The organism is Pseudomonas putida (genome assembly GCF_003228315.1).
In the GTDB taxonomy this organism is placed as follows: domain Bacteria; phylum Pseudomonadota; class Gammaproteobacteria; order Pseudomonadales; family Pseudomonadaceae; genus Aquipseudomonas; species Aquipseudomonas putida_S.
In genome coordinates this window covers 3,057,860-3,076,805 of record NZ_CP029693.1, presented here as the reverse complement: position 1 = coordinate 3,076,805, position 18,946 = coordinate 3,057,860, and the positions used below count along the sequence as shown (strand labels likewise).

The 18,946-nt window shown below is 60.8% G+C and carries 14 protein-coding genes; 4 read left to right on the top strand and 10 right to left on the bottom strand.

All coding sequences use genetic code 11. From position 1 onward, the window contains the following. Positions 1-137: 137 nt before the first annotated feature. The 10 genes from DKY63_RS14265 to DKY63_RS14220 all read right to left on the bottom strand — a co-directional run bounded on the left by DKY63_RS14265 (position 138) and on the right by DKY63_RS14220 (position 14,747). Complete coding sequence (locus DKY63_RS14265; RefSeq protein WP_110964689.1) at positions 138-3,173, bottom strand: multidrug efflux RND transporter permease subunit; 3,036 nt, start codon at positions 3,171-3,173, stop codon at positions 138-140. A 13-nt stretch (positions 3,174-3,186) separates the two neighbouring features. After that, positions 3,187-4,335 (bottom strand): efflux RND transporter periplasmic adaptor subunit, encoded by a 1,149-nt coding sequence (locus tag DKY63_RS14260; RefSeq protein ID WP_110964688.1) that lies wholly within the window; start codon positions 4,333-4,335, stop codon positions 3,187-3,189. A 257-nt stretch (positions 4,336-4,592) separates the two neighbouring features. After that, positions 4,593-5,693 carry a DUF1513 domain-containing protein gene (locus tag DKY63_RS14255; protein WP_110964687.1) on the bottom strand — a complete coding sequence of 367 codons (1,101 nt, stop codon included), beginning with the start codon at positions 5,691-5,693 and terminating at the stop codon, positions 4,593-4,595. A 14-nt stretch (positions 5,694-5,707) separates the two neighbouring features. Continuing rightward, positions 5,708-6,772, bottom strand: a complete 1,065-nt coding sequence (locus tag DKY63_RS14250) for an imelysin family protein (protein ID WP_110964686.1) — start codon at positions 6,770-6,772, stop codon at positions 5,708-5,710. A 27-nt stretch (positions 6,773-6,799) separates the two neighbouring features. Then, positions 6,800-8,227, bottom strand: coding sequence for a di-heme oxidoredictase family protein (locus DKY63_RS14245; protein WP_110964685.1), 1,428 nt, complete (start codon positions 8,225-8,227; stop codon positions 6,800-6,802). A 285-nt stretch (positions 8,228-8,512) separates the two neighbouring features. Then, the gene (locus DKY63_RS14240; protein ID WP_110964684.1) at positions 8,513-9,868 is read right to left on the bottom strand and encodes an imelysin family protein; all 1,356 of its coding nucleotides are present in this window, start codon (positions 9,866-9,868) and stop codon (positions 8,513-8,515) included. A 252-nt stretch (positions 9,869-10,120) separates the two neighbouring features. Then, entirely contained in the window at positions 10,121-12,172 is a 2,052-nt protein-coding gene (locus tag DKY63_RS14235) for a putative bifunctional diguanylate cyclase/phosphodiesterase (RefSeq protein ID WP_110964683.1), read from the bottom strand. A gap of 792 nt (positions 12,173-12,964) precedes the next feature. Next, positions 12,965-13,561, bottom strand: coding sequence for a superoxide dismutase (locus tag DKY63_RS14230; RefSeq protein WP_008022038.1), 597 nt, complete (start codon positions 13,559-13,561; stop codon positions 12,965-12,967). A gap of 176 nt (positions 13,562-13,737) precedes the next feature. Then, positions 13,738-14,340 (bottom strand): LysE/ArgO family amino acid transporter, encoded by a 603-nt coding sequence (locus DKY63_RS14225; RefSeq protein ID WP_110964682.1) that lies wholly within the window; start codon positions 14,338-14,340, stop codon positions 13,738-13,740. A 5-nt stretch (positions 14,341-14,345) separates the two neighbouring features. Beyond that, the gene (locus tag DKY63_RS14220; protein ID WP_110964681.1) at positions 14,346-14,747 is read right to left on the bottom strand and encodes an ACT domain-containing protein; all 402 of its coding nucleotides are present in this window, start codon (positions 14,745-14,747) and stop codon (positions 14,346-14,348) included. 95 nt (positions 14,748-14,842) lie between these two features. On the opposite strand from DKY63_RS14220, the gene DKY63_RS14215 reads away from it, so the two are divergent. From DKY63_RS14215 to DKY63_RS14200, 4 genes are all read left to right on the top strand, one after another. Beyond that, on the top strand, positions 14,843-15,742 hold the full coding sequence (locus DKY63_RS14215) for a LysR family transcriptional regulator ArgP (RefSeq protein ID WP_110964680.1): 900 nt from the start codon (positions 14,843-14,845) through the stop codon (positions 15,740-15,742). A gap of 95 nt (positions 15,743-15,837) precedes the next feature. Then, complete coding sequence (locus tag DKY63_RS14210; protein ID WP_110964679.1) at positions 15,838-16,830, top strand: NAD-dependent epimerase/dehydratase family protein; 993 nt, start codon at positions 15,838-15,840, stop codon at positions 16,828-16,830. 105 nt (positions 16,831-16,935) lie between these two features. Next, positions 16,936-17,808, top strand: coding sequence for an ATPase (locus tag DKY63_RS14205; protein ID WP_110964678.1), 873 nt, complete (start codon positions 16,936-16,938; stop codon positions 17,806-17,808). A 194-nt stretch (positions 17,809-18,002) separates the two neighbouring features. After that, positions 18,003-18,851 carry a cache domain-containing protein gene (locus tag DKY63_RS14200; RefSeq protein WP_110964677.1) on the top strand — a complete coding sequence of 283 codons (849 nt, stop codon included), beginning with the start codon at positions 18,003-18,005 and terminating at the stop codon, positions 18,849-18,851. Positions 18,852-18,946 lie beyond the last annotated feature (95 nt).

Sequence of the window (18,946 nt, the reverse complement as noted above, 5' to 3'; positions counted from 1 at the left end):
CCTTTTTCATTTACCTGTCCTGAATCTCAATGAAATCTACTGTGGGAGCGAGCCTGCTCGCGAAAGCGGCTTTCCATTCAACAAATTCGTTGAATGACAGTCCGTATTCGCGAGCAGGCTCGCTCCCACAGTGTTTATCAGTGCTGTTCAGGCTTATCGGGTTTGGCCAGAAGCGTGTAAACGCACGGCAGGACAAACAACGTAAACAACGTGCCGATGGACATCCCCGTCGCGATCACGGTGCCGATATCGAACCGGCTGACCGCGCCCGCACCGGTGGCGATGATCAAGGGCACCATGCCGAACACCATGGCAGCGGTTGTCATCAGGACCGGACGCAGGCGGATGGAGGCGGCTTCTTCCACGGCCTCGCGTGGCGTCAGACCCTTGTCCTTGCGTAGCTGGTTGGCGAATTCGACGATCAGGATCCCGTGTTTGCTGATCAGGCCGATCAGCGTCACCAGCCCGACCTGGGTGTAGATATTCATGCTCGACCAGCCGAGGAACAGCGGGAGCAATGCGCCGCAGATCGACAGCGGCACGGTCACCAGAATCACCAGCGGGTCGCGGAAGCTTTCGAACTGTGCCGCCAGCACCAGGAAGATGATGGCCAGTGCCAGGGCGAAGGTTACCCACAATGCGCTGCCTTCCTGCACGTATTGCCGCGAGGCGCCGGCGTAATCGACGGCGAAGCCCACGGGGGCTTCTTCCCGGGCGATCTGGCGTACGGTATCGATGGCTTCACCCATGCTCACCAGCGGCACGCCGGAGAGAATCGCCGAGTTGAGCTGCTGGAACTGGTTCAACTGCCGCGGTCGGGCCCGGTCAGTCACGGTAATCAGGGTCGACAGGGCCAGCAGTTCGCCCTTGTTGTTTCTGACGTAGTAATTGTTCAGCCAGTCCGGGTTGTCACGGAACGGTCGCTCGACCTGTGCGATGACTTTGTAGCTTCGACCCTCGATGGTGAATCGGTTGATTTCCGCTTCACCCAGCAAGGTCGCCAGCGTGCCGCCGAGGTCCTGCATCGATACGCCCATCTGCGCCGCCTTGGCGCGATCGATATCCACCACCACTTCAGGCTTGTCGAAGGCCAGATCGACGTCGACAAACGCGAACTTGCCGGACTCGACGGCGCGTTTCTTCACCCGGTCGACCACCTGCAACAGCAACTCGTAATCGTTGGCGGTGTTGATGACGAACTGGAATGGCAGACCCTCCCCGGTACCCGGCAAGGAAGGCAGGTTGAATCCGAAAATCTGCAGGCCCGCGATGCCCTCAAGCTTGGCTTGTACGTCGGGCAGGATCTGCATCTGGGTTCGGTGCCGTTCGTTCCAGGGCTTGAGCAGGAAGCCGCCGATGCCCGATTGCACACCGTTGAACCCGTTGATCTGGAACGAGGAGTAGTACTCGGGAAAAGCCTTGAAGATCGAGACGAACTCGTCGGTGTAGGTGTTCAGGTAATCGAGGTTGGTCGGTTGCGGGGCGCTGGCCATCATGAAAATGATGCCCTGGTCTTCATCCGGCGCCAGTTCCGACTTGGTGAATTTGAGCAGGACCGGAATCAGGCACAGCACGATCACGGCAAACACCAGCACCACCGGCCGGGTATTGAGCGTGCCGTGCAGCAGGCTTTGGTAGCGGCGTTTGAGGCTTTCGAAAATCCGGTCGAGGCGGTGTGCCAGGCCCGTGGGGTTTTCGTCGTGGCGCAGCAAGAAGGCGCACATCATCGGTGACAGCGTCAGGGCGACGATGCCGGAGATCACCACCGCTCCGGCCAGGGTCAGGGCGAACTCCTTGAACAGCGCCCCGGTCAGCCCGGTCAGGAAGCCGATCGGCGCATACACAGCCGCCAGGGTGATGGTCATCGACACCACCGGCATGGCGATTTCCCGTGCACCTTCGAGGGCGGCCTCCAGCGGTGTCTTGCCTTCCTCGATGTGCCGGTGAATGTTTTCCACCACCACAATGGCGTCGTCCACCACGAGGCCGATGGCCAACACCATCGCCAGCAAAGTCAGCAGGTTGATCGAATAGCCCATCATCTGCATGAAGAACATCACGCCGATCATCGACAGCGGAATGGTCACCACCGGGATCACCACCGAACGCAACGCTCCGAGGAACAGGAACACCACCACAATGACGATCAGCACCGCCTCGAACAGGGTTTTCACCACTTCATCGATCGATGCCTGGATGAACAGCGTGGCGTCGTAGGCGATTTCGGCCTTGAGGTTGGGCGGAAGCTGCGCCTCAAGGTCCGGCATGATCTTGCGCACTTCCTTGATCACGTCCAGCGGGTTGGCGCCGGGGGTGGCCTTGATGCCGATATACACCGAGGGCGTGCCACCGAAGGAACTGATGGTGTCGTAGTTTTCTGCGCCCATCTCGACCCGCGCGACGTCACGCAACAGCACTCGACTGTCGCCATCGACCTTCAGTGGAATGGCGGCGAAGGCTTCGGCGGACTTGAGTTCGGTGCTGGCGTTAATGCTGGTGACGACGTATTCGCCTTTAACCTCGCCGGCGGCGGAGAGGAAGTTGTACTGGCGCACCGCATTGGTCACGTCACTGGCCGTCAGGCCGAAGCCGGCGAGTTTCACCGGGTCCAGCCACAGGCGCATGGCGAAGACCTGGTTGCCGAGAATCTCGGCTTCGGCCATGCCGGGCAGGGTCGCCAGCTTCGGCTGGATGACCCGCGACAGGTAGTCGGTGATCTGCGGGTTGCTCAGTTCCTTGCTGAAAAAGCTGATGTACATCAGTGCCGAAGCGTCGGCGGCTTCCTTGCTCAGGACCGGGTCCTCGGCGTCCTGGGGCAACTGGTTCTTGACCTCGTTGGCCTTGGCCAGCAGTTCCGTGAACAGGCGGTCACTGTTGGAGCCGATACGCGCGTAGATCGAGATCACCGAGAAATTCTGACGACTGACCGAGGTCATGTAGTCGATGCCCTCGGCACTGGCCAGGCTCTGCTGCATCGGCTGGGTGATGTAGCCCTGGATGGTTTCGGCGTTGGCCCCGGGGTACGCGGTAGTGACCGTGATCAGGGCGTTTTCCATTTGCGGATACTGGCGCAGCGGCAGCTTGCTCCAGGCCTGGAAGCCCAGCAGCACAATCAGCAGGCTCACCACGGTCGCGAGTACCGGGCGGCGGATGAACGGATCGGTAAAAGCCATGTGGATTCCTTGATCAGTCAGCGCGTGGCTGGCTGTTCTTCTCGACCAGGGTCTTGTCATCGCTGATGGCGATGTGGGCACCGTTGTCCAGTTTGATCTGGCCGGCGGTGACGACGGTTTCGCCGTTCTGTACGCCCTTGGTGATCATCACCATCCCGTCACGGCGTTCGCCGGTTTCGACGAAGCGTCGTTCGGCGACCAGGATCGGCTGGCCCTTGTCGTCTTTCTCCACGCTGCCGTCTTCGGCTTTCTTCTGCGCGGCGACATACACCGAGTTGCCATAGAGGGTGTAGGTGATCGCACTTTCCGGCACGACGATGCGCTGCTGCGGGTTGGGCAGCATGACCTGAAGGCTGGCGAACATTCCCGGCAGCAATTTGCCGTCCGGGTTGGCCAGGGTCGCGCGAACCTGCATGTTGCGCGTGCTGTTTTCGAGCTTCGGGTTGATCGCGCTGATGGTGCCGGGGAAGGACTGGGAGGGATACGCCGAGACGATGATTTCAACCGGCTGGCCGAGGGCGATTTTCGGTACCGACTGTTCCGGTACATAAAAGTCGACGTAGAGGCTGCTGAGGTCTTGCAGGGTGGCGATCATGGTGCCGCTGGCCAGATAGTCGCCGATGTCTACCTGACGAATGCCGATGGTCCCGCTGAACGGTGCGACGATGCTCTTCTTGCCCAGGGCCGCCTTGAGCTGATTGACCGTGGCCTTACTCTTTTTCAGCACCGCCGAGAGTCGGTCGAATTCACCTTTGGAAATCGCCTGGCTGCCGACCAGTTGGCTGCCTCGGCCAAAATCGACCTGGGCCAGCCCCAGGTCAGCCTGGGCGGTTTCGAGCAGGGCTGTTTCCACCGCGCTGTCGAGTCGTAGCAGGGGCTGACCGGCCTTGACCTTCTGCCCTGACTCGAACTGCAAATCGACGACCGTGCCGTCGGTCTCCAGGCTCAGGTCCACGCCCTGCAATGCCTTGAGCGTACCGACAGTCGGCAGGCGCGCTTGCCATGGTTTTTCGGTAGCCGTGGCCACGGCGACGCTGATGGGCGGTTTGGGCGCGGAGAAACCTTGAATCATCGTATAGATGGAGAAGGCTTTGTACCCGGCCAGTACCAGCACGATCAGCAGCACAACACCCAACATGATCAGCATGCGGCGACGCAGCATATTTCCAGTTCCTTGGAGAAATCAGGTGAGACAGTCGGGCACATTACCGCGAGTGGGAAGGGGAATCCAACTGCCAGTTTTTACAGGTAGCGAGGTATTAGAACGTTAAAACCCTGAAAAGATCGCAGCCTGCGCAGAGCGCAAAAACCCATAGGAGCGAGCCTGCTCGCGAAGAACTTCATGGCAACGCAGGCATTCCGGCAGCCCACGTCATCGTTGACGTCCATCGCGAGCAGGCTCGCTCCTGCAGGGGGCGGTTACGCCATCAGATGCAGATGGTTGTCCCAGAGCCCCGCCGGTAGCTCCAGCGGTTTTGCAACAAGGTTTGTCTGGCGGCAGTCATAGTAGCGGCAGCGGCCCTGGCCCGAGGTCACGACAAACCCGTCGGCCACGGCGCCCACGCCGGCGCAATCGGGAAGTGGTGCATCCAGGCGCACTTCGCCGCTGTCCAGGTCCCAGATGAAAAAGCGGTTGCCCCGTGGCGCAGTCAACGCCACCAGGCGCAAGTCACTGTGCACCGCGACGCTCGCGGTGTAGTGCCCCATGGCCTGCAACTGATGCTCGGGCACCGGGAATGCCACGAATGGCTGCCCGGGACGCTTGATCGCCAGCAGTTCCGAGCGCTCATGGGATGCCCCCATGAATTGCTGGCCGGCGACGATGGTGCCGTCGCTGGCAATGCCCAGGTGACGCACGCTGTTCATCTGCTGGGCGAGGGTTTCCTTGCTCAGCAGGGTGCCGTCGCGTTGCATCAGCACCAGGCTCGGCTCCATGGCGTTGAGGTTCATGTCGACGCGGCTTTCGGCCTCGGTGCGAATCCCGCCATTGGCCACCACCAGGGTTTCGCCGTCGGGCATCCACGACACCTGATGCGGACCCAGGCCATGGGTGGAAATCTCGCCGCTGTGCACCAGGCGCTCGCCTTCGAACTTGTAAACACCGAGCAGGCCGCGACCCGGATCGGTGGTGTCGTTCTCGGTGGCGTACAGCCAGTCGCCGCTGTGGTGAATCACCGCGTGACCGTAGAAGTGCCGGTTCGGCTGCGAAGTTACCGTTTGCAGCAGCGTACCGTCACGCAGGTCGATCAGGTAACTCTCGGTACCCGGGCGCCGGGCCACGAACAGCGCGATGGGCTGCGCCGGGTGGTTGATGATGTCGTGGCAGCGCTGGCCGACCTGGGTGGCAAACACCCGGGTGCCATCCAGCCGATAACCGACGGCATAGTGCTTGCCGTCGGTATCGTCCCGCGCCGACAGCAGCAACGGGCTCTGATCCTTGCGTTTGAACAGCGTCCAGCCGCCCAGTGTCACTGCTCCCAGCAGCAAACTACCTAAAGTCAGAGCCTGACGTCGCAGCATGGCACTCGTCCTCATCAGTCACCGTCGTTGGCGTTGAAGCCCAGTTGGATGCCCAGCGCCTTGGCCAGATCGCTTTCGTGCAAGCGGTGGACCACGTTGAGGCTGTCGTAAAGATCGTTGAGTTGCTGGCGACCGGCGTCGTCGTTGAGCATTTCAGTCAGCGAGCGCTGGTTGCTGGCGAACAGTTTGAGCGATGCGGCGTAGGCGGCGTCGATCTTGTCGGCCAAGGCTTTCTGGTCGCTTGGCAACAAGCCACGAATGCCCTTGTTGTCGACACCTTCCCACACGGTTTTGGCGGCGGCGAGGCTGGCTTCCATGCTCGTCAGGGACGACTGGCTGCGCCATGCATCGGCCTGGAACGGTTGCGGCACACCTTTGGTCTGGCGGCCCATCGGCGTGCCGAGTTTCTTCTTCAGGCTGTCGAGTGCGGTGACCTGCACGCGCAGCAGATCGGCGATCGCTTCGTGGGAGTCGGCATAGCGCTGGTTGGGGAACTTGCTCAACTGCGCGAGCATGCCGTCGGTGTTGTTCCAGGTTTTCAGGATCTCTTCGGCCAGTTGCTTCTGACGCTCGCCAATGGCGACCAGCAGCGGGCAGTAGCGGGCTTTTTGCTCGGCGTTTTCCACATCAGGCTTGCTGTCGAACAGGATGTATTCGTAGGCCGACAGGCCCTGAACCACGACGCTGGATTTGGCCAGCGCAGCGGCGTCGATCTGTGGCTGGGCGGTGACCAGTTGTTCGACCTGACGACCGACGAGGTTTTTCTTGTCCGGCCAGAACTGTATCTGCCACGAACGGTTGCCTTCGGCCAGGGGACCGATCAGCAACGGTTGCAGCTCGGCCCAGGCTTTTTGTGCGTGCAGGAAGTCGGCGCGGGCGGTTTCCAGGGTTTCCTTGCCTTCGCAGTAGGCGAGGGCGCTGACGGCCAGTTGGCGGTCGGCTTCGACCCAGCGGGTGTAGGTCGGCAGAATCACCGATTTGGCGATGGCCGCCGAGGTGACGGCCTGCGGGTCCTGTGGCGAACAGGCGCCCAGGGCTAGCGCGGCCAGGCTGGTGAACAACAGTTTGGGACGGAACATGCAGGGCTCCCGCGAGTGGAATGGGTATTAAAGGGAATTCAAAAACGCCAGCAACGCAGCACGCTGGACGGCGTTGAAAGACAAAACCTGTTGCTGTGCGGCCTGCGCTTCGCCGCCATGCCAGAGCACGGCTTCGAGCAGATTGCGGGCGCGACCGTCATGCAAAAACTGGGTGTGGCCGCTGACCGCTTCGGTCAAACCGATGCCCCACAACGGCGGTGTGCGCCAGTCGCGGCCACCGGCCTGGAATTCGCTGCGGTTGTCGGCCAGTCCGTCGCCCATGTCGTGCAGCAGCAGATCGCTGTAAGGGCGAATCACTTGATTGGCCAGTTCAGGTTCGGCGGCGTTGGCGGCGGTGGTGTAGGTCGGTGTGTGACAGGACTGGCAGCCAGCCTGATAGAACAGGTTCTTGCCGGCCAGTACCTCGGGGGCGCCGACATTGCGGCGCGCCGGTACGGCGAGATTTCGGGTATAAAAAAGCACCAGGCGCAGGATGTTGTCGCTGACTTCCGGCTCGCCATCGGGGCCGGTGCCATTGGGTGCCTGTTTGCAGGCTGTTTGTGCGTCCGTGCAGTCATCAAAGGGTCTCAGGCTGGTCGTGAGGCCCATATCACCAGAAAAGGCGTGAACATTCTGTTGATTGAGGTTCGGTTGCCCGGCTTTCCAGCCAAATCGCCCGAGGACGGTTTTCTGCTGGGCGTCATCCCAGACCCGGTTCGGGCGACCGGCGATGCCTTTGTTCTCTTTCACCTGCGCCTGGGCATTGGCCAGGATGGCCTCTTCAGGAATGGCTTCGAGCAGTCCCAGGCCAATCATGGGCGGGGCAACCCGAGCCGAGAAGCGCGTATCGGGGTGCATCGGGCCATAGCCCAGCTGGGTGATGTTCAAGGTCGGCTTGCGCAGCTGGACTTCGGTGCCGTCCTTGAAGCGAACCGGCACCGGCGTGTAATCCACTCGCACCTTGCCCTCCGGGGCGACACCGGGCACGGCCATGTCCTGGAATTGCCCGCCGTAGACCGGCTCGGGCACCACACCCTGTTGCTCGATGATTTTGGCGTAGGCCGGGGTATCGGGAATCGACAGCCGCACCAGCATCGACACGGCGTTTGCATCGTCCGGAGCCGGCGGATGGCCGCGGCCATCCTTGATGTGGCAGCCCTGACAGGCATTGGTGTTGAACAATGGGCCAAGACCGTCGCGAGCGGTCGTCGTCGACGGCGCGATCACCCAGGGGCTGCGGAAGAAACTATTGCCGACACTGAAGTCCACCCGTCGCGAAGGCGGCAGGTTGGCGGAAGGCAGGGAAAAGGCGTTCTGATCAGTCTTGCGCACGGTCGCACTGCCCCCGGACCGGGCTTCACCGGGTTCGGCCTTGGTAAAACGCGGGGCATCATCGCAGGCACTCAGGCACAGGGCCATGACCAGTGCGGATAAGCGAAGAGGCAGCGGGGGCATCAGACATCCTGCAAGACGAGCAAAATAAGGGCGCAAAGTCTAACAGGGGATGGGAATTTGAATAAGAGGAATTATCGTTTGCTTGATGTGGGGCAAAATTCACGATGACACCACAACTCCCTTTGTAGGAGCGAGCCTGCTCGCGATCGCGGTATTGGCCGCACTGAAGATGTTGACTGTGATGGCCTCTTCGCGAGCAGGCTCGCTCCTACAGGGGATTGCGTTCAGGCCAATAAAAAAGGCGACCCGAAGGTCGCCTTTCTTGTTCACTCAAACCCGCGTTGATCAGAATTCGTGATCAGCGTTGTCCGGGTTCAGGTCGGTGATGCCCAGTTTGCCGGCGGCCGCTTCGATCGAACCGGTCTGTTTGACCAGGGAGGCGATCGCATCGCGCACGATCTGGTTACCGGCGGTATTGCCAGCGGCGATCAACTGGTCGTAGTGCTCACCCTTGTTGGCGTGGTCAACCATCAGTTGGATCTTGGCTTCGGTCGCGGCCAGGTCGGCTTTCAGCGCGGTGTCGGCAGCCGGGTCGGCCTTGGCCACCAGAGACGACAGGCTGGCGCCGGTCATTTTGGTGCCATCGACGCGGGTGTACTCGCCCAGGTACACGTTACGAATGCCCTTGGCATCGTAGAAGTGCGAGTTGTGAGTGTTGTCGCTGAAGCAATCCTGCTCGTCTTCAGGGGAGTTGGCTTCCAGGGAAACCTTCATGCGCTCGCCCGCCAGTTCGCCCAGGGACAGGCTGCCCATGCCGAACAGCATTTTGCGCAGGCCGCTTTCAGCCGGTTCGGCTTCGAGGGTGGCGCGGTAGTTGTCGGCCACGTTCGGCTTCCAGTTGCCGACCATTTCTTCCAGGTCGCTGACCAGCAGTTGGGTTACGGCTTTCAGGTAGGCACGGCGACGGTCGTTGTGGCCGCCGGTGGCGCCGGCGCCTTCCAGGTAATCCGAAGCCGGACGGTTGCCGGCACCAGGGCCGGTGCCGTTCAGGTCCTGGCCCCACAGCAGGAATTCGATGGCGTGGTAGCCGGTGGCGACGTTGGCCTCGGAACCGCCCAGCTCGTTCAGGCTGGCGAGTTTTTCCGGGGTGATGTCTTTCACGTCGACCTTGTCTTCGCCGATCTGGATCTCGGTATTGGCGATGATGTTGGCGGTGGCGCCCGGGTTACCCAGTGCGTGCTCGTAGGATTTGTCGACGTAGTCGATCAGGCCTTCGTCCAGAGGCCAGGAGTTCACCTGACCTTCCCAGTCGTCGATGATGGTGTTGCCGAAGCGGAATACTTCGCTCTGCAGGTAAGGAACGCGGGCAGCGACCCAGGCTTCCTTGGCCGCTTTCAGGGTGTCGGCGTTCGGCTTGGCGAGGAAGGCATCCACGGCTTTTTGCAGGTTTTTCGCGGTGGATTCGGCATCGCTGTAAACGGCGAAAACCATGTCGGCGTAATGCGCGACAACGGCTTTGGCGGCGGCTTCATCGACTTTGCCGGCTGCGGCAGGTGCGGCGGCTGGAGTCGCCGGGGCAGCAGCGGTGCTGGCCGCTGGCGCAGGGGCGGCAGCTTTTTCTTTGTCTTTGCCTTCGCCGCAACCGGCGAGGGAAATAGCGATGGCCAACAGACTGGCGGTAGCCAGAGGCATACGAATCATGGCGAACATCCTGCTTCGAGAGGGGTGGTATGGCGCGTTCGTCGCGCAAAACTGCGACATAATGCAAATCTTTCGCATTATGTGTAAAGAGTTGTTCTTGGAAATATTTCTTATTCAGGGGGGCATGTGTAAGCGATCTGTAGGAGCAAAGCTTGCTCGCGATGGTCGCAAACGATAACGCTGGCTGTCTGACAGTTCACGGCGTTCTCGGATGCATCGCGAGCAAGCTTTGCTCCTACAGGTGAAACGGGGTTACCAGATGGCGGCGTTGCTGCGCTGGGCCTGCTTCAGATAGGCCCCCAATTCCCGGGCCGACAGCGGTTTGCTGTAGTGATAACCCTGACCTTCATGGCAGCCTTCGGAGATGATGTAGGCCTCCTGCTCGGCGGTTTCCACGCCTTCGGCAATCACCTGCATGCCCAGGCTCTTGCCCAACTGGATGATGGCGCGAACGATGGTCGCGTCATCGTCGTCATCGAGCAGGTCCTGCACAAAGCTCTTGTCGATCTTGATCTTGTCCAGCGGCAGGCTTTTCAGATAACTCAGTGACGAGTAGCCCGTGCCGAAGTCGTCAATCGCAATCAATGCGCCGGAGCGGCGCAGGCTGAGCAAGTGCTGGGCGGCGGTGCTGATGTCTTCCATCAGGCCGGTCTCGGTGACCTCCAGTTCCAGGCTGCGCGGCGGCAGGCGATACATCTGCAGCAGGTTGTTGACCACCCGTGGCAACTCGGCGTGGTGCAGTTGAACCGTGGACAGGTTCACCGCCATGCGCAGGTCGCTGAAGCCCTGGTCATGCCAGTCGCGCAATTGCTTGCAGGCCTGGTCCAGCACCCACTCGCCGATGGCAATGATGGTGCCGTTCTGCTCGGCCAGCGGGATGAACAGGTCCGGCGGAACCAGCCCGTGCTCGGGGTGCTGCCAGCGAATCAGCGCCTCTACGCCAACCACACGGTTATCGCGATAGCTGATTTGCGGCTGATAGACGAGGTAGAACTGCTCGCGGGTCAGGGCATCGCGCAGGTCTTTTTCCAGCTCGCGGCGACGGCGCATCTCGGTGTCGACACTGGCGATGTAGAACTGATAACGGTTGCGCGAGCGGGTCTTGGCCAGGGTCATGGTCTGCTCGGCTTTTTGCAGCAGCTTCTCGGTGCTGTCACCGTCTTCGGGGAAGAGGGTGATGCCGATGGTGGCGCGCAGGCGGATTTCCTGATGATCGAGGGCAAACGCCGCTTCCAGGTCATCGAGAATGCTTTGTGCCAGTTCGGCGGCCTCGTAAGGCTGTTCGATATCGGCCTGCACCAGGGCGAACTGGTCACCGCCGAGACGGGCGAGGGCGCCGAGGCGTCCACTGTGCGCCCGCAAGCGATCGGCCAGGGCCAGCAGCAACTGGTCGCCGGTCTGGTAGCTGAACTGTTCGTTGATGCCCTTGAAGTCATCCAGGCCGACACACAACACCGCGACCCGCCGCTGCAGCTTGCCGGCATCAACGAGAATCTTGTCCAGTTGCGTCTGCAATTGCTGGCGGTTCGGCAGGCCGGTCAGAAAATCGTACTGGGCCATGCGCAGCAGGCTGTTTTCCGCCTCGTGACGCAGATGGGTATTGCGCTCGATGGACTCCAGCAACTGGTTGGCGGTGTTGATCCAGATGCCCAACTCGTTCTTTTCGTGGCCCTTGAGCTGCGGAATCTTGTGTTCGCTGGGGCGGTCCGGGTTGATTTCGGTCAGGTGCTCGATGATCCGCGACAGCGGCTTGGTCAGCAGCCAGTGATAGACCAGATACAGCACCAGCCCCATCGCCATGGCGCGCAGTACGCCGGAAATGAAGATGATCACCGAACTGACGATGAAACCTTGCCCATAGGTGGCGGTGTCGAGGGTGATGCTCAGGTCGCCGTAATACTCGCTGTAAGGCCCGCGGCCCACCAACTGGGTGGTGAAGGTGCGTTCCTGGCCGAGGATCAGGTCGGTCAGCCAGCGACTGTTGGATTGCTGCAAGTCGCGGGATTTTTGCGCGAGCATGGCTTCATTGGGATGGCCGATGGACGCTTGGCGCACGGCGTCGTCCTGGAACAGGCCTTCGATGACCTGCATGCCCATCTCACGGTCCAGGCTGTAGACGGCCTGGGTCGAGGGATCGCGAAACATGTCGAGGATGCGTTCGGCATCATTGGCGACGGCCTGGCGTGTTTTATAGGCATCGAAAACGATCTGTGCGCAGCTCAAGACCACGCCGACGATCAATGCCGACAGGAGCACGACCCGGAGCAACTTCACCGACAAGCTGTTCTTGAGTTCCAGCTTCAAAGGGTTATTCCTTGTTCCGTGCGGGTAGCATCAAGTAGCCATGAGTATTGGCAATCCCGTGATGGCAGTCAAAGGGTCAATCATGCGTGCGGGATTTTGCCTGCAGCTTGGCCGATATGCTGTTGACCGGGGTAAATCTCCGATTAGTACTGTGTCGGTTGTCGAGTCCTTCAACTTGAGGGGAGGTGGAGAAAATTTCCTTTTGATTGATGGTAGACGGGTGTGGCTCTGGGGCAAGGGGTTGGGGATTCGTTTCATTTTGGGGTGGGTACATATCCATTTCTGCGGTAACGGCCACTTATGGTTTCGACCTGACGGTCGACTCCCTTTGGCAAACGCCCCAAAGGAAGCAAAGGTCTCGCCCCGGAGTCCGGCCCCTCGCTGAGGCTCGGGGTTCCTTCGCTCCGGCATTCATCCGGGGGCATCGCCTCCGGTTTGCTTCGCTGCACCTCCTCTCGATGTGTGCGGCTTCGCCGCACGGCGCTACGCGCCTTCCCCCCGGATAAACGCCTCCACTCAGCCTCCCTAAGGGGCGGGTGGATCAAAATCAAAAGCGGCAGGCGAGCTAACGCTCGGCCTGTTGAGTGGTGTAGAGCGGAGCGGGTGTTCGCCGCACCCCTGTAGGAGTAAGGCTTGCCAGCGATGGCGGCCTGACAGCCGACCTGATTTAGCGGATGTACCCCATCCCTGTAGGAGCGAGCCTGCTCGCGATGGCGGCCCGGCAGGCAATCAATCTCTTGCAGCCATAAAAAAACCCGGCATGAAAGCCGGGTTTTTGTCTGGCATACGAGCTTAAGCGGTGAAGGTTTTGCCTTCGAACTGCTCAGCCACGAATTTCCAGTTAACCAGGTTCCAGAACGCTTCAACGTACTTAGGACGCAGGTTACGGTAGTCGATGTAGTAGGCGTGTTCCCAGACGTCGCAGGTCAGCAGCGGGGTGTCGCCGTTGGTCAGCGGGTTGCCGGCGCCGATGGTGCTGGCCAGTGCCAGGGAACCGTCAGCCTTTTTCACCAGCCAGCCCCAGCCGGAACCGAAGGTGCCGATGGAAGTCTTGCTGAATTCTTCCTTGAACTTGTCGAAGGAACCGAAAGCGGCGTTGATGGCTTCAGCCAGTGCGCCGGTTGGTTGACCGCCGGCGTTTGGTGCCAGGCAGTTCCAGTAGAAAGTGTGGTTCCAGACCTGAGCGGCGTTGTTGAAGATACCGCCCGAGGAAGTCTTGACGATTTCTTCCAGGGTCTTGCCTTCGAACTCGGTGCCTGGCACCAGGTTGTTCAGGTTCACGACGTAGGTGTTGTGGTGCTTGTCGTGGTGGAATTCCAGAGTTTCCTTGGAAATGTGCGGCTGCAGTGCATCGTGAGCGTAAGGCAGTGGCGGCAATTCGAAAGCCATGGTGGATCTCCTAATCAGGTCAGGTGCGGTGAGCGCAAGGCCGATCACGGGCGGCCAGACAAGCGCCGGGGAGTTTTATACTCTTTGCGGCGCAGGGTCGGATCATAGCACCGGGGGTGCGGCATAACCACGCAACAACTGTGTGGAATAGAGGTTCCAGAGCCTTTTGGAATAAATCAGCCAGCCGTGATCAGTTGCAAAGCTACCGCGAACATCATCACCGCCACCAACAGGTCAAGAATGCGCCAGGTACTTGGGCGGGCCAGCCATGGCGCCAACCACGCAGCGCCCAGCGCCAGGGTAAAGAACCACAGCAATGAAGCACTGGCCGCACCCACTACATAAGCACCGGGTTCGGTTTGTTGCGCTCCCAGGGAGCCAATCAGCAAGACGGTGTCCAGATACACATGGGGGTTGAGCAGGGTCACGGCCAACGCGCTGAGCATCACCGCCCGCAGCGAACGAACGGTCTGATTCTCACCCTGTTGCAGGCTTTGTTTCGAAAAGGCCCGGCGCAACGCCTGGCTGCCGTACCAGATCAAAAACACCGCACCACCCCAACGGGCGACCGCCAACAAGGTCGGGTTCTGCGCCAGCACCGTGGCCAGGCCGAATACCCCGGCGGCCACCAGAATCGCATCGCAAGCCACGCACAGTGCCGCCACCGGCAGGTGATGTTCACGTCGCAGGCTCTGCGCCAGCACAAACGCGTTTTGCGTGCCGATCGCCATGATCAGGCCGAAGGCCACCAACAGGCCATTTACATAGCTTTGCCACATGATGATTACTCCGCGTTCGCTGCCAGGTCGCGCAGCACTTGCATGGCGCGTTCGGCGTCGGCCTGGCCGACAAACAAATGGTCGTGGTAGTAGCCGGCGATCACGTTGCAACTGATGCCAGCCTTGCCCAATGCCGTGGCGAAGGCGGCGGTGAGGCCGACGGCTTCCAGGGCCGAGTGCACGTTCAGGGTGATCCAGGCCGCGATGTAGTCGAAACTGAAACCGGCCTGTTCGGCGTGAGAGCGTTCGAGAATGACTGTCAGGCCTTCCTGCTCGCGAAAGCTGCCGATTATGTCCAGGCCTTGCGGCAACTGACCGTCGTGCAGGGTGCAGAACACATATTCGCCAGCGTTGAGTTGCGGGCTCATGCTGCGCAGCAGCGTTGCCAATGAAGTTTCGCCAGCCATGGGGTGTTTCCTGTTCAAGAGTTCTTGCTGGTCATTCTCGGGCACTTCGCTGTATAAGAAAAACCAATACTGCTGATCGCTCATTAGGAAAACTGATGTTCGACTATAAATTACTGTCCGCCCTGGCTGCCGTGGTCGAACAGGCGGGTTTCGAACGGGCCGCACAGGTGCTTGGGCTGTCGCAATCGGCGATCTCCCAGCGCATCAAATTGCTCGAAGCGCGGGTAGGGCAACCGGTGCTGGTGCGTGGCACGCCGCCGTCGCCGACGGAAATCGGCCGACGCCTGCTCAACCATGTGCAACAGGTGCGCCTGCTCGAGCGCGATCTGCAAAGCCTGGTGCCGGCGCTGGATGAAGAAGGGCTGCCGGAACGCTTGCGCATCGCCTTGAACGCCGACAGCCTGGCGACCTGGTGGGCGCAGGCCGTGGGGGACTTTTGCGCCGAGCAGCATGTGCTGATGGAGCTGATCGTGGAAGACCAGACAGTCGGCCTCAAGCGCATGCGCGCGGGGGAAGTGGCGGCCTGTCTGTGCGCCAGCGAGCGGCCGGTGGCCGGTGCCCGCAGCGTCTTGCTGGGGGCGATGCGATATCGCGCACTGGCCAGCCCGGCTTTCATCGAACGGCATTTCCCGGACGGTGTGCGTGCCGAGCAATTGGCTCGGACCCCGGCCCTGGTCTTCGGCCCGGATGACTTCCTGCAACATCGCTACCTGGCGTCCCTCGGTGTCGATGGCGGCTTCGAGCACCATTTGTGCCCCTCGTCCGAAGGCTTCCTGCGCTTGGCCGAAGCGGGGCTCGGCTGGGGCCTGGTGCCGGAGTTGCAGGCTCGTGATCAGCTGAAAAGCGGCACGTTGCGCGAGCTTCTTCCAGATAAACCGATCGATGTGCCGCTGTACTGGCATCATTGGCGCAATGGCGGGCAATTGCTCGGGGTACTCACCGACCAATTGCTGCGCGCAACCAAACAATGGCTCGTGCCCTTCGGGCCGCTTTAAGCGTCAAGCTGCAAGCGCCAAGCGAAGGCCAGCGCATTATTTAAACTTGCAGCTTTTAACAGAAAGCCTGCAGCTGTATCCGAAGGAACCCCCCCATGAAAATTCTGGTCACCGGCGCGAGCGGCTTCATTGGCGGGCGCTTTGCGCGTTTTGCCCTGGAGCAGGGGCTAGAGGTGCGGATCAACGGACGCCGGGCCGAAGGCGTGGAGCACCTGGTGCGCCGTGGCGCCGATTTTGCCCAGGGTGATCTGAGCGACCCGGAGTTCACCCGTCAGCTATGTACCGACGTCGAAGCCGTGGTGCATTGCGCCGGTGCGGTCGGCCTGTGGGGGCGCTATCAGGACTTCCACCAGGGCAATGTCGAAGTCACCGAAAACGTGGTTGAAGCCTGCCTGAAGCAGCGGGTCCGGCGGCTGGTGCATTTGTCCTCGCCATCGATCTACTTCGACGGCCGCGATCATCTGGGACTGACCGAAGAGCAAGTGCCGAAACGCTTCAAACATCCGTACGCTGCGACCAAATACCTGGCCGAGCAGAAGGTCTTCGGCGCCCAGGAGTTCGGGCTTGAAACCCTGGCCCTGCGCCCGCGTTTCGTCACCGGCGCCGGCGACATGAGCATCTTCCCGCGCTTGCTCAAGATGCAGCGCAAGGGGCGCCTGGCGATCATTGGCAACGGCCTGAACAAGGTAGATTTCACCAGCGTGCAAAACCTCAACGAGGCGTTGCTCAGCAGTTTGCTGGCCAGCGGGTCGGCCCTGGGTCGTGCCTACAACATCAGCAACGGTACGCCGATTCCCCTGTGGGACGTGGTCAATTACGTCATGCGCAACATGGAAGTCCCACAGGTGACACGCTACCGTTCCTACGGCCTGGCCTACTCTGTCGCGGCACTCAATGAAGGCGCCTGCAAGTTGTGGCCGGGGCGCCCGGAGCCGACGCTGTCGCGCCTGGGCATGCAGGTCATGAACAAAAACTTCACCCTCGACATCAGCCGCGCCCGGCATTATCTGGACTACGACCCCAAGGTCAGCCTGTGGACCGCCCTCGATGAATTCTGTACTTGGTGGAAAGCCCAGGCGATCAGCTGAGCCGCCGCGCAATGAACCGACTCCAGGGTTGAGGGTCAATCGTTGCGGCGGTTGGGGGGTATACTCGCAGCATAAAGCCATCACCGATTCACAAAGGTTGACTCAATAGCCATGCGTAACGATGCCAACGACGACTTCGATGTACCGAGCCTGCGTGCCGACAGCCTCGACGACGATGATTTTCCGGTCACCGCTCGCAACTCCGTGCATTCACGGCCTGCGCCGGTGACCAGGGTCCGGGCGGCGAGCACCGGGCCGTTGTGGGCACTGGTTGGCGCGTTGTTCTTTGCGTTCGCGGGCCTGGCCTGGTGGAGCTTTCAGCAGATTTCCCTGATGGAGCAACAACTGGTCGCGACCCAGGAAAGCTTCGCGCGGATCAGTGAGGAAGCGGCGGGGCGCTTGCAGGACATTTCCGGCAAGGTGGTCGCCAGCCAGACCAACGTCACCACCGACAGCGAAGCCTTGAAGCTGCAAATCAAACAGCTGGAAACCCGGCTGCGCGATCAGGACCAGCAGCAACAGGGCGTGGCCGGCCAGGCCTCGGATCTGGACAAGCGCCTGGCACAGATGAGTGCCCAGACCAGCGAGCTGGACAAGCGCCTGGCGCAAGCCGTTGCCCAGAACACCGAACAACAGGCCGCCAACGCTCAATTGCAGGCCCAGCTGAAAACCGTGACGGGCGAGCTGACAGCCCTGAAAAATGCCCCGGCTGACAGCGAGAAGTTCGATGCACAACTCAAGAGCCTGGGTGCCGATATCACCGCACTGAAGAAACAAGGCAACCCGAGTGCCGCTATCGAGCGTCTGGAACAGGAAGTCGTGGTGCTCAAAAGCGTGCAGGACAATCGTCCCGCACCGGCTCAAGGCGCAACCAACACCGCGGAATTCGACGCCTTCCGTGGCCAGGTGACGCGCAACATCAACACCCTTCAGGCGCAGATCCAGAATCTGCAGCAACAGCTGCGCGCACGGCAGTAACGCGTTCACTTGTAGGAGCGAGCAAGCTCGCGATGGTCGTCAACGATAACGCTGGCTAAAGGATAAGCGCGGCGTTCTTGAGTCCATTGCGAGCAGGCTCGCTCCTACAGGCCTTGCTACCGTTTCCGGAATATTCGTACATATCCCCAAGCCGTCTACGCTCCTCAAACACCAAGAGGAACGAGGAGTGCGCTATGGGATTTCTGCATAAGCTCGCCTGGCTGGGCGGCATGCTCGTGTTGTGTCTGGGCCAGGTTCACGCCGCTGAATCGGAAAAGGCCGACAGCCAGGCCGCCATCGCCTTGCTGGAAAAGGCCCTGGCTTACTATCACGACCATGGCGACAAGGCCTTCGCTGCCTTCAGCCGTCAGGGCGAGTTCGTCGACAAGGACCGTTACGTGTTCGTCCTCGACACCAACGGCGTAATGCTCGCCAGTGGCGGGCCGTCGGCGGCGCTGATTGGCCGGGATGTGTCGACGGTCCTCGGGCCGGATTTGCAGAAAACCTTCAAGGACGCCCTGAAAGTGCCGGAGGGCAATGGCATTCAGCAGGCCGACTACCGCTGGCAGAACTGGGCCGATGGCAAGGTCGAACGCAAGCATGTGTACTACCAGCGTGTCGGCCAGCGAATTCTCGCGGTTGGCTACTACCTTCCTCGGGCGTCGGCGGAGCAGGCCATGGCCCTGTTGAACAAGGCGGCGATCGACCTGACCAAGGATGAAAAGGGCACCCTTGCAGCGATCAACTCCCTCAAGGGTGGTTACCTGCAGGATGACCTGTATGTGTTTGTCGTTGACCTGAACACCCAGCGCTACCTGGCCCACGGCACCAACCTGCGGTTGATCAACACCGATTTTGGCAAGATCAAGGACCCGGAAGGCAAACCGGTGGGCGAGCCGATCCTGGCGCTGATGAGCAAGCAGGATTATGGCGAGTACGAATATCGCTGGAAAAATCCGGTGACCGGCAAGGTCGAGGACAAGCATGCCTACCTGAAGAAGGTCGGGCATTTGCTGGTGGCTGTCGGTTATTACAGCCCTTGAATATTTGGCGACAGTGGTGGCGCCATCGCGGGCAAGCCTTGCTCCTACAAGTGTTGCGCAAACTCTGTAGGAGCAAGGCTTGCCCGCGATGCAGG